We start from the raw sequence: 12,266 nt of genomic DNA, 5'->3' as shown, positions 1-12,266 counted from the left end.
CTCTCCTCGGCTGGCCTGAAATGTACAGCCATAGGGTATACGCTAAATTTCAAACTGGCTAAAGGTTTATCCTGAAACTAGGGCGGTAAGGCTTACGATGGTTTACCTTAAAATGGGGATAAATATTGCCTGGATAACGGCAGACACTTAAGTGGTCTTGGTTTTTGGCTGACTTATGGTTGACGTAACAGATAATGCTGTTAATCTTTTATGATGCCGTCTACCAGACAGACGAAACAACTTGTCCGACCTATTAAGAGATACTCGATATGCACGCATTAACACAACAATTAAAACAAAAAATGGCTTTGCTTTGCTTCGGCAGTTTGCTTTTAACCCAGCAAGTGCTGGCGGAAACTGATTTTGCTTCCCAACAACGCTTGCTAGAGGCGCGGGTGCTCAATAATGAGAAAAAAGGCGACCACTCCGCCCATCTTAAACCCGTCGAAAAAGCTCTGGAGTTTCATGGGGTGTTTTATGGCTACCTGCCTTGCAAGGATTGTGACGGGATTAAAGCCACCTTGGCATTGAAGCAAAACAACAATTATCTGTTAGTGACCCAGCCTGCGAAAGAATCTTCGCGCGAGTATTATGAAAAAGGCAAATACACCTGGAACGAAGACACCCGCATCGTGGTGTTGACCGCGCGTAAAGATGCCAGCACCCGCCAGTACCGCATTGAAGATGAAGGCACGCTGATCCAGCTCAATAGCGACGGCTCGCAGATAGCGGACGGACGGGCAGACCGCTACATGTTGCGCAGAAGTGACACGGTCAAATCCCGCGAAGTCCATATCCACTAGGCTTAAAATCCCTTAAGCCGTCCGTGGCGGCTAATAAACGGCTTAAGGGACTTGGCTACTTACCAAACCGCCCATAGCGCAACAATATCCCCGGCAACAACAGCAAATTCAACACCGTAGACGATGCCAAGCCGCCGACAATAATCGCCGCCATCGGCCCCATAATCTCGCGGCCTGGGTTGTCGCTGTTAAAGGCGATGGGGAACATGGCCAGGGCGGTGACTAAGGCGGTCATTAAAATGGACGGCAAGCGCTCTTGGGCACCTAACAGCGCGGTATCCAAATCCCACGCCCGGCCTTCCGTTTCGACCAGATAACGGTAATGCGACAGCAGCATGATGCTGTTGCGGACGGTGATGCCGAATAGGGTCACGAAGCCGACCACCGAACCGACCGATAAGCTGGCATGGGTGAGCAGTACCGCCACTACGCCGCCAATTAAGGCAAAAGGCAAGTTGCATAAGGTCAACAGCATCAGGCGCACACTGCCGATAGCCACATAAATGAACATCAGCACCCCCGTACCCGCCAGTAAGGCATGGATAATTAAGGCTTGCCGCGCCGTGGCCTGTTCGACCGCCGCCCCGGTAAATTCCGGGTAGCCGTCTTGCGTGACCGGAACGGCTTGGTGGACGCGGGTTTTCAGTTCCTGCATAAAGGCATCCAAATCCCGGTCTAAGACATTACAGGTGACGCTTTGCCGCCGTCTGGCGTTTTGGTGCAAAATGGAATAGCGGCTGGTGGTGTGGCGAATATCGGCGACTTGGTGCAGTTTGATGAAGCTGCCGTCTTTGGCGCGTAACGGCAAATCGCCGATGGCGTCGGGTTGTTGGCGCAGTTCTGGCGTAACGGTGACGGCGACATTAAGGACTTTATTGCCTTGCACGTTTTTGCCGACAATGCGGGTCTCATAAGCGGCTTGCAAGGTCTCGGCGACGGTCGCGGGCAACAGCCCGTAAAAAGCCAGTTGGTCGAGGTTGAGCTGGACTTGTAACAGCGGTGTGGCGGGGGGCGAGCGCAATTGCACATCTGTCGCCCCAGCCATGCCGCGCATGATGTCGGCGATAGTCTGGGCTTTGCTGTCTAGCATGTCCAAATCGTTGCCGTATAAATTGACCACAACGGCGGCGGTATAGCCCGACAGGGTTTCATCAATACGTTCGGTCAAAAAGGTGTTGGCCTCGAAGGAAATGCCCGGAAATTCTGCCAAGATGGCGCGGAGCTGATCCATAATGTGCTGTTGCCCCGTGCCGGACAGCGGCTCTAAGCGCACTTCGTATTCGCTGTAATGGCTACCATAGGTGTCAGCACCGCGTTGCGCCCGTCCGGCCCATTGCGATACCGATTCCACACCGGGAATCTGTAAAAACTGCTCGGTGAGGCGGCTGCCGATGCGCAGCGATTCTTGCAGCGACGTACCTGGCAGGCTGGTGGTGTGGACCATATAATGGCCTTCGCGCAATTCCGGCAAAAATTGGCTGTGCAATTGCGAGAAGGCGCTAAAGCTGTATGCACACAGCACAATACTGACCGCCAAAACCGCTTTAAAATGTCGGTGTACCCACCTTAACAGGCCTTGATATAACGGAGTCAGATACTTAAGCAGCGGCGGTTCGGCGGCGCGTCCGGTGTTACTGCCGAGCAAGGCATAACATAGCGCAGGCGTTAGAGTCAACGCGACCAGTAATGAGGCCAAAATTGCCAAAATATAAGCATAACCCAGCGGAGCGAACAAACGCCCGGCCACGCCGTCGAGGGTGAGCAGAGGGACAAACACCAAGGCGACGATAAAGCTGGCATAGACCACCGAACTGCGCACTTCTAGCGAAGCCTTATAGATAATGTTGGCAATGGTTGACGGCAGGCCGGATGCTGGAGCGGGTGGTTCGGCCTGCGCCGGGTCCGCGCGGTATTCGCGGAGGCGGCGGAAAATGTTTTCGGTATCAATAATGGCATCATCCACTACTTCGCCCAAGGCAATCGCCAAACCGCCCAGCACCATAATATTCAGATGCACATCCAAGGCCAACAACACCAGTACCGCGCCCGCCAGCGACACCGGAATCGCTACGGCGGCAATCAGGGCGGTGCGGATATTGAACAGGAACAGATACAGCACTATCAAAACGAACAGGCCGCCGATCAATAAATGCCCGGACAAGTTCGACAGCGACCGCTCGATGTAATCGGCGGGACGGAATAGGTGCTGGTAAAAAGTCACTTCCTCATGCGCAAACATCGGCTGCAATTCTTGCAAAGCTTGCTCGACTTGCCGCGACACCGTTAAGGTATTCGCGCCGTATTGGCCGATGACCATCAGCACCACCCCGGTTTTGCCTTTGATTTGTGCCGCGCCGATAGGCGGCTCTGGCGCGTAACGGATAGCGGCGATTTCGCCCAAGGTGACGCTACGCCCTGCCCCCACCCGTGGCAATGGGATGGCGGCAAATTGTTCGGGGCTTAACGGCAAGCCTGCCACTTGCAGGGTTAAACGCTGGTTGCTGTTTTCGATAAAGCCGCTGCCCAGATGTTGCGTGGCCAGCGTGGTGGCTTGGATCACCTCGTCCAAGGTCAGGTTAAAGCGCTGCAACTGTACCGGATCAACTTGGATTTGTAACTGGGCGATTTCGCCGCCAAAGACATTGACATCCGCCACCCCCGGCACCGCCAGCAAACGCGGCACGACCGTCCAATCTACCAGACTGCGCACCGCCATCAAGTCTTTATGGTCGGAATGTAGCCCCAAAGTCAGCACCGTTGCTGACGAGGACGATAACGGTATTGCAATGGGGGTTATCCCGGCGGGCAATTGGGTAATTAGGGTGCTGAGGCGTTCGCTGACCAATTGGCGGTTGCGGTAAATGTCGCTGTCTTCGTGGAAAGTCGCGGTCACGACCGAAAGGCCTTGGATGGATTCCGAGCGTACCGATTCCATGCCTGCCAGGCCGCTAATCGCGGTTTCAATGGTGCGCGTCACCAGCACCTCCACCTGTTCCGCCGCCAAGCCAGAGGCTTCGGTTTGGATAATCACCCGCTTGGGCGAGAATTCAGGGAAAATATCCAAGCCCGCATTGGCAAAACGGTAGCCGCCATAGACTAAAATCAGCAAGGCTAAGGCAATGACAATGCCGTGAAAGCGGAGGGAAAAGCGGACTAGGGTTGCGAGCATAGCGGAAAAAAGGTTTACAAGTCAGAGTGTTAATTTTCAGACACCAGCATTTTTAGGTATGGCTATTGTCCTGTACAGGGCTATGCCAGTATGCTGGGCGTTTATAAAAGGTGCGTACTAGCATAAGCGAAGGAGAGGATTGTGCCAAAGAGAGTTGTGCCAATAAGGGCGTTTGAAGACCACTATCCGCAGTTAGGAGCGGCGGTTTACATTGATGACAGCGCCGTGGTGATTGGGGATGTCAGTTTGGGGGATGATGTGTCAGTATGGCCGATGACGGTCATCCGTGGCGATGTCGAGCGTATCCGCATCGGTGCGGGAACCAATGTGCAAGACGGCGCAGTGCTGCACGTTTCCCATGCGGGTAAGTTTTCCCCGCTGGGGCATCCTTTGACCATCGGTAAAGGCGTGACCATCGGCCATCGGGCGGTCGTCCATGCCTGTACGGTCGGCGATTATTGCCTGATCGGAATCGGTGCCATCATTATGGATGACGCAGTGCTGGAAGATTATGTCATGCTGGGGGCCGGGTCGTTAGTACCGCCCGGCAAGCGTTTGGTTTCTGGTTTTTTGTATGTCGGCTCCCCCGCCAAACAAGCACGCCCGTTAAGCGCGACGGAAAAAGAGTTTTTAGAATATTCCGCCGCGCATTATGTGCTGCTGAAAAACCGCCATTTGCCGAAGGCATAGCCTCGTTAAGGTATGGGGATTGGAGCGCGGGCATCTTGCCGGCAAGTAGCGGGCAAGATGCCCTCGCTCCAATACGGCCCGCCCTAATGCGCCTCATCCCAATTGTCGCCAATACCAATATCCACCACCAACGGCACTTTAAGGGTGGCGGCGGCATTCATCAGTTCCCTAATTTTCGCCGTGCAGGCTTCCAGCTCGGTTTCGGCGATTTCAAACACCAGTTCATCATGTACCTGCATAATCATTTTTGCCGCAGGCTGGTCTTGGCATAGCCAAGTGTCAGTGGCGAGCATGGCGCGTTTGATAATATCGGCGGCAGTGCCTTGCATGGGGGCGTTAATCGCCGTACGCTCGGCGTATTGGCGGATATTAGCGTTGCGGGCGTTGATGTCCGGCAAATACAAACGGCGGCCAAATAACGTTTCGACATAGCCCTGCTCCCGCGCTTGGGCGCGGATGTTATCCATATACTGTTTCACCCCTGGATAACGGGCAAAATACAGGTCGATATAGTCTTGCGCTTGGTTACGCCCCAAGCCCAGTTGTTTGGCTAAACCAAATGACGACATGCCATAAATCAGGCCAAAATTAATGGCTTTGGCGGAACGGCGCAACTCTTGGGTGACTTGCCCTAGTTCAACTCCAAACACTTCGGCGGCGGTGGCTTTGTGGATGTCCTCGCCTTGGCTGAACGCGCGTAACAAACCTTCGTCAGCCGACAAATGCGCCATAATGCGCAACTCAATTTGCGAGTAATCGGCGGCGACGATTTTATGGCCGGGTGAGGCGATAAAAGCTTGGCGGATTTTTCGGCCTTCGGCGCTGCGGATCGGGATATTTTGCAGGTTCGGGTCGGATGAGGACAGCCGTCCGGTCGCGGCGACCGCCTGATGGTAAGAGGTATGGACACGCCCGGTCTTTGCATCCACCTGTTGCGGCAGTTTGTCGATATACGTCGATTTCAGCTTGCTGAGGCTGCGGTATTCTAAAATCACTTTCGGTAGGGGATAGTCTTCCGCCAATTCCTGCAAAACCGACTCATCCGTGGACGGCTGGCCTTTGGGGGTTTTCTTAAGCACGGGCAGCTTTAGCTGGGTGTAAATAATATCCTGAATTTGCTTGGGTGAGCCCAGGTTAAAAGCGCGTCCGGCCAAATCGTGGGCATGTTGTTCCAGCGAAATAATCTGGCTGGACAGCTCCAAGCTTTGCTGGGCAAGCATGGCGGTGTCGATTAACACGCCGTTGGCTTCAATACGTTCTAAGACGCTCAGCAACGGCACTTCTAAGTCCTTATATAACTGCCATAAACTCGGCAACGCTTGCAGCTTGGCTACCAGCACTTGATATAGGCGCAGGGTAATATCGGCATCTTCGGCGGCGTAAGGCGTGGCTTGGTCAATCGCCACCTGTTCAAAACCGATTTGTTTCGCACCTTTGCCCGCGACAGCTTCGTAATGGATGGTATCCACCCCCAGATACACTTTCGCCAAATCGTCCATATTATGGCGGGTTGCCGTGCTGTTCAGCACATAAGAAGCCAGCATGGTGTCATGGGCAATGCCGCGTAAGCAAATGCCGTGGTTAGCCAAAACATGGCTATCGTATTTCAGGTTTTGCCCCAGCTTGGCTACGTTAGGGTTTTCTAACAGCGGGCGGAGTTTTGCCAGCGTTGCCGTGCGGTCTAGCTGGGCAGGGGCTTCCGGGTAGTTGTGCGCTAAAGGCAGATACGCGGCATGGCCGGCGGTGACGGCAAAAGACACGCCGACAATTTGCGCTTGGCGGTAGTCCAGGCTGGTGGTTTCGGTGTCAAACGCGAACAGGTCGGCGGCTTCCAAGCGTTTAAGCCAATCGTCAAGCTGGGTTTCGGTGAAAATGGTTTCGTAAAGGGCTGGAGCCGTTTCGGTTTCGGTTTCGGTTTCGGGTTCGGGTTCGGGTTCGGGGTCAAGTGTGGCGGGAGTATCGGTAACCGTGTTATCTAAGGTTTTTAGCCACGATAGAAACCCCAATTCTGTCAGTAACGCCCGTAACGCCGCCTTATCCATGGGCTGTGGTTTTAAATCATCGACGCCAAAAGGCAGTTCCAGATCACAACGGATGGTCGTCAGTTGCTTGGCCAGCGGTAATTGCGCTAAGGCATTGCGCAGGTTCTCGCCAATTTTGCCTTTAATCTCGGCGGCATGGCTAATCAGATTTTCCAGTGTGCCGTATTGCTCCAGCCATTTGGCGGCGGTTTTTGGGCCGACTTTCGGCACACCAGGGATGTTATCGACGCTATCGCCCATTAAAGCCAGATAATCGATAATTTGCTCTGGCCTTACGCCAAATTTATCGACAACCCCTTGAATATCCATGCGGGTATTGGACATGGTGTTTTCTAGGATAATGTCGGCGTTGACCAGTTGCGCCATATCTTTGTCGCCCGTGACGATAATGACCTGATGGCCGCAGGCTTGGGCGCGGCAAGCCAAGGTGCCCATCACATCATCGGCCTCCACGCCCGACTCCATCAACAAAGGCAAACCCATCGCCTTGACCAATTGGTGCAACGGTTCAATCTGCACCCGCAAATCATCCGGCATCGGCGGACGGTGGGCCTTGTACTCACTGTACAGGTCATTGCGGAACGTTTTGCCCGGCGCGTCGAAAATGACCGACACCACATCACCCGCATAGTCGGCCATAAGCTTACGCAACATGTTACTGACCCCGTAAATGGCGTTGGTCGGTTTGCCGTCAGGGCTGTTTAGCGGCGGTACGGCATGGTAGGCGCGGAACAGAAAGGATGAACCGTCTACGAGAATGTGGCGTTGGGGGGTGGACATGAGTGGCGTTAAGATAAGGAAAAGTGAAATTATTCTGTATTTTTTATGTTACCTAAAATCAGGATACATTGTTTTTAATAATGTTAATTGCCCGCCGTCAATAATCCCCTTTTCTTGCAACGGAATCCAAGAATTAGCTAAGCCTGCTATCCTAATATGACTAAGAAAGCCATTCTTGAGTGTTTTAAAGCTAAGTTTTTTAAGCGGAAAATCGGGGCTCGCATCTATCATTCTATTGAGGACAACAGGGCCTGTAGCGGCGCGGACATCATAGTTATAATCGCCACCCAGCAAGTTGCGGATTTGTGTTTCTATGCACCGTTTAATAAACTCGGATTGGGGTTTGGCACCGATCATGCCATTCCAGACATGGGCTTTATCGGGACAGTCTTGGTATCTTGGCATATCATCGCGTTGTAACAAAAGGATTTCTGCTTGCAAGCCGATAAAGGCGTTCAGCGAGGCGTTTAATTGCAGCGCCGCATCTAAATAAAAGCCGCCGTATTCATATAATAGGATAAGCCTTGCCATATCCGATCTTGATGCGGCAATTTTATTGGCTTTATATAAGTCTAATAAACAGGGGGTAAACTTATCTTTTATTAGATTAAGCATAAATTCGTCATTTACATACAGTGTTTCAAAATCAGGATTATTCGCTTTATTAGCAGCCATTGCCTGCTGGTAAACGTCAGGAAGCACAGGGAAGCTATGCCAAAACTGAATGATTTTTTTGGGGATAATGGGCGTATTCACTGGCGTTGTAGTGTATTTTGGTCATAGCCATAAAGAAAATATGTAAATAATTATAATGCGTTGTGCTTGCTTATGGCTATTTGATAATAGCCTATATTGTCTATGCTTTCCCGTCTCAGTAGGCAAACCGCCTTATAGTTTGGTATCATAACCATAGTACGGCGGTGTATTTATGGGGTACGGTCTTAACAAATCATCACTACGCGGTTTAGGCCTTATTTTATATGTCTGTGCTATAGGCATTTTGCCCCTTCCTCTAAAAGAGGCAAAAAAAGGGCAAAAACCAAAGCCACGGATCCCAATCTGACTGGGGAGGCATGTAATTCCAAAATGAATGGACGCGGAGAAATGACGGTTATAGCGTCAAATAAATTTACATAGCTAATGAATGTCTTTTTTCACACACCCCTAATATATTAAAAAATAAAGCAATTAATATTTATTTTTGAGTGGTATGAAATATGCTTGGTTCGCTTGTGTGTTGTTGTTATAAATCGTGATTTCTTAGCAGCCACTGAATTTTATTTTTCTGATGAATACGAGGAAATAAGTAATGAAAAAAATAAATAAAAGCATATTTGGCTGTTCGGCCTTAGCGGTTGTCGCTTTTTCCCTTTGGGCGGATGGTGCACAAGCGGCCAGCATCTCAACATTGTTCAATACGGGTGTAGTGTCCGGCACGACATTGGTTGCTAATGGCGTTGCCGACAGCCATTGGACAGTCAATAGCGGAGGCACGGCTTATGGTGCGTCTGCTGGCGGTTCGGGTGTCCTGTCCAACCCTCCTAGCGGCACAACTTACTGGGTAGGCAGTACCAATCCTAGCGGTCAGACTTCTTCTTGGATCTCATCGGCAGCCGATCACATGGGCGTAGCAGTTGCTAACTATACCTACCGTGTCACATTTGATTTAAGTGGCTATCACGCGAATAGCGCGAGCATTACTGGGATGTGGGCAAGTGACAACCAATTACAAAGCATAAGCTTAAATGGACACACTATAGCAGGCGACGCTTTAACGGCAACTTATGCCACAGCGGCGACCCAAAGAAGTGTCTTACATGCGTTTACGCTCGCTTCATTAAGCGCCTATTTTACTAGCGGCTCTAATTATATTGATTTTGTTGTCAATAATGCCTTGCTGGCAGGCCAAACTGATCCTTCATCTAATCCTACGGGTCTTCGTGTTGAATTTACTTCAGACGCTTCACCCATAGATGCGCCAGAGACTATCGCACTTTTAGGCCTTGGCATGTTAGCTTTGACTGCGACACGTCGCCGTAAAAACTAACCCCCCGTCAGTATTCTTTACAGAATAAAAGCATTTCAGCGGAATGGATCATTTCCAGTTCCGCTGAAATGCTGTCGATTCTACCCGATAATTTTAGACAGCAGGCTTTTTACATCTTCAGGGGTATAAAATTGCCAATACTCTCCTTCCGTATTTAGCAACCTCTCCCCCAATGAAAGCATCAGTGCTTTGTCGTATAAATCATTTACATTTCTATTAACCAAGGGCTCGGCAAGCTTGCTTGCACCAGAAGTTACCATTTTTAGCGACGACCCCCCTGACTCAATCACCTCTTCATAACGGATTATTTTTTCTTTAGGAAGGGTGTTTTTATATTGGCCAAAAAACCAAGATAAGATGTGAAACTGCCGGTCTAACCTGTCCGGTATCGCGCTTAATGCCTGGAAAAGCTCTCGGTCTGCATTTTCGGCAACGGGGATATGCCCATAATTTACAGGGATATCAACACTATTCCATGAGGCTAACACGGCCAATGGATTTCGGATAATGGCATAACAGGGAAAAAATGAAGTTAACTCACCTAAAAGCAATGCAAATAAGCCATTGTGCTTGACGCACAGTGTAAAATTATCAGAGACCTCATTTTCTATGTCAATAAAAGACCTTTCCATCTGATGGTTTGTTCTTAAGCCGCTGCTGTTTTTTTCAGGCCCAAATGAATTATCTGGAACCTTGCCTTTGATATGCTTGGTTAATACTTGTTTTTTTTCTAAAATTGATTGGCGGCTACTGGCAAAAAATTCTGCTATTTCACCGCAAATTTCCTGCTGTGTTGCGCCTTCAGGAAAATTGCCCGCCATGGGTTCATTAAGGGCAATCGTGTTATTGACCTTATTTAATAAATGGCAAACTAATGTGGAACCTGATCGGGGCAGGCCTGTTAAGATAATGTTTGAATGGTTCATTTTGTCTCACCAAATGTTAGGTAGATTGTCTAAAATTTCAAAAAATGCTTGTTGTTCAGTATGAAGGTTATGCTTAAGCGCTGTCTGTTTCGCATTAGATAATAATTGTTGTCTTTTATGCATTGAAAGCGAGACAGCTTGATGAACTGAATCTAAAATGGCGACAAAATCATGTTGGGGACGGAAGCAATTGTAATCCGGCAGACAAAAAGAACGGTTACCGATACAGTCGGGGCAAATAACTAGTGTTTCCATAGCCATCGCTTCTAACGGGGGCAAATAAAAACCTTCCTCATGCAGCGGTAAAAAAACGGCTATTTTGGCTTGGCTAATTTGTTTTAGATAGTCTGCACGCGACTGATAGCCCGTTAAGACCGTGACGTTTTTATGTAACGGCCTTAAGCTTTCAGCCAGCTGCTGCGCCAATAGGCCGTGTTTTAAACCGGAAATTAAGATGTCTATGGGGCGGTCTGCAAAGGGCATGGCTTGCGGTAACGGCGGCAAATCAATGCCGTTAGGTATCGTATAAACCGGCCCGTTAACTTGTTGGGTTTGGCGAATGGCCTCCGCCACCTGTTCGCTGACACAAATGCGGATGGCTTTATTTTTTAAAAATGAATATAGCGGCGTGCTGGGTTCCCTATGCCGGATGCCTTGCACTAAATTAATGATAGGAGTTGTGGCCGGACAGTTTTTAATCTCAGGCTTTCTTAGCCAATCCATACCCGCAAGAAACACAATATCAGGTGTGATCGCACCGATGTCAGATAAAACCTTGTCTTTTGCCGCAAACCACGGATTGTTGCTATCCCATAAGCTCTGTTCTGAAAAAGAGATAGAGGGGGCATAATCCCTTGCAATAAAATGGTTGAAATAATTCCAGACTTTTAGATGTCCGCCGCTAAAGCCTTCATAATCCCTAAAAAATAAAACCTTTTTTTGTTCAGCCATTGTTCTTCCAGTCAGTGCAGTCCCAATTTAATTGTTGTTCGAGCGTGTTGATTTCCTCGGCGAAACGCTCCAGAAGAAAGGCTTTTTCTTTCGGGCTTATTGTTTGTCCATAAGGTATGGCAAATATTTCATGGGGCTTGATGTCAATCAGCCTATCAACCCCTAAAAAATCAAACACTTGATTGACAATTTTTTGAGGGCTCGCCTTTAGCTCTTCATGTTTGAGCAGTAGGGTATTTTGGCGGGGGAAATAACGCCAGATGTCGGCCAACTGCTTACTATAAAATCCCCGGTCAATATACGAATAGACCCGGTGCTGTAAAGGCCAAGCTGCTTGGCAACGTTGCTGTTCGTTAGTGATCGCTTCCCAAAAACTCAGTTGCTCGGCACCTCTGCTGCACTCCATATTCCAATGTGAAAATGCCCGCTCGATGGGGTTTCTTAAAATAAGGATGAGTTTCATGTCGGGGTTATAGTGCCAAATCCTTTCGGAGGCTGTGCGCCAATACATATAGATGGGGGTGGATTCGCCAAATAACCGATGTTCTGGCTTTGGGGCAAAGGCTTGGTGATATGGAGAATAGTCTATCGGGTCATTAGTAAAGTAGGTTTCGTTATCGAAAAAATGCACCTCTTTTTCACTGGCCATACCGAGATTAGGGTGTAATCTAAGATAGGCATCTAATGCGGTTGTGCCTGATTTTTGGGTGCCGGCGATTAAAAAATTAACTTTTATTTCCATGCAATCATTTAGACATTTTTATGGGGCTTCATGGGGATTGGGTGGCATCTGGCCGATTCGGCCATGATAACAATAAGCCTATCCTCCCGCCAACACCAAAGCCAAAAAATAATACG

9 protein-coding genes are annotated in these 12,266 nt (G+C 49.6%); 3 read left to right on the top strand and 6 right to left on the bottom strand.

The window, feature by feature from the left end; translation table 11 throughout:
• Positions 1 to 269 precede the first annotated feature (269 nt).
• The gene (locus CEK71_RS08470) at positions 270 to 803 is read left to right on the top strand and encodes a copper resistance protein NlpE (protein ID WP_088618986.1); all 534 of its coding nucleotides are present in this window, start codon (positions 270 to 272) and stop codon (positions 801 to 803) included.
• Positions 804 to 858: 55 nt separating this feature from the next.
• On the opposite strand, the gene CEK71_RS08465 is transcribed toward CEK71_RS08470, so the two are convergent.
• Positions 859 to 3,972 (bottom strand): efflux RND transporter permease subunit, encoded by a 3,114-nt coding sequence (locus tag CEK71_RS08465; protein WP_088618985.1) that lies wholly within the window; start codon positions 3,970 to 3,972, stop codon positions 859 to 861.
• A gap of 156 nt (positions 3,973 to 4,128) precedes the next feature.
• Here CEK71_RS08465 and CEK71_RS08460 point away from each other — a divergent pair, with 156 nt between their 5' ends.
• Positions 4,129 to 4,662, top strand: coding sequence for a gamma carbonic anhydrase family protein (locus CEK71_RS08460; protein ID WP_088618984.1), 534 nt, complete (start codon positions 4,129 to 4,131; stop codon positions 4,660 to 4,662).
• An 83-nt stretch (positions 4,663 to 4,745) separates the two neighbouring features.
• Here CEK71_RS08460 and polA read toward each other — a convergent pair whose 3' ends face one another.
• On the bottom strand, positions 4,746 to 7,484 hold the full coding sequence (gene polA / locus CEK71_RS08455; RefSeq protein ID WP_088618983.1) for a DNA polymerase I: 2,739 nt from the start codon (positions 7,482 to 7,484) through the stop codon (positions 4,746 to 4,748).
• Positions 7,485 to 7,532: 48 nt separating this feature from the next.
• On the bottom strand, positions 7,533 to 8,240 hold the full coding sequence (locus CEK71_RS08450; RefSeq protein WP_088618982.1) for a glycosyltransferase family 32 protein: 708 nt from the start codon (positions 8,238 to 8,240) through the stop codon (positions 7,533 to 7,535).
• 553 nt (positions 8,241 to 8,793) lie between these two features.
• On the opposite strand from CEK71_RS08450, the gene CEK71_RS08445 reads away from it, so the two are divergent.
• A complete protein-coding gene (locus tag CEK71_RS08445; protein ID WP_088618981.1) occupies positions 8,794 to 9,531 on the top strand; it encodes a hypothetical protein in 738 nt (245 codons plus the stop codon).
• Positions 9,532 to 9,611: 80 nt separating this feature from the next.
• Here CEK71_RS08445 and CEK71_RS08440 read toward each other — a convergent pair whose 3' ends face one another.
• From CEK71_RS08440 to CEK71_RS08430, 3 genes are read right to left on the bottom strand one after another with little or no spacing between them, the layout of a single operon-like run.
• Complete coding sequence (locus CEK71_RS08440; protein ID WP_088618980.1) at positions 9,612 to 10,457, bottom strand: hypothetical protein; 846 nt, start codon at positions 10,455 to 10,457, stop codon at positions 9,612 to 9,614.
• Positions 10,458 to 10,463: 6 nt separating this feature from the next.
• Positions 10,464 to 11,408, bottom strand: coding sequence for a glycosyltransferase (locus CEK71_RS08435; RefSeq protein WP_088618979.1), 945 nt, complete (start codon positions 11,406 to 11,408; stop codon positions 10,464 to 10,466).
• Positions 11,401 to 12,150 (bottom strand): sulfotransferase domain-containing protein, encoded by a 750-nt coding sequence (locus CEK71_RS08430; protein ID WP_088618978.1) that lies wholly within the window; start codon positions 12,148 to 12,150, stop codon positions 11,401 to 11,403. The genes CEK71_RS08435 and CEK71_RS08430 overlap by 8 nt, the downstream gene beginning before the upstream one ends.
• Positions 12,151 to 12,266 lie beyond the last annotated feature (116 nt).

The sequence above is a fragment of the Methylovulum psychrotolerans genome, from assembly GCF_002209385.1.
Classification (GTDB): Bacteria; Pseudomonadota; Gammaproteobacteria; order Methylococcales; family Methylomonadaceae; genus Methylovulum; species Methylovulum psychrotolerans.
The sequence above is the reverse complement of the archived record's forward strand: the minus strand, read 5'-3'. Positions and strand labels throughout refer to the sequence as shown.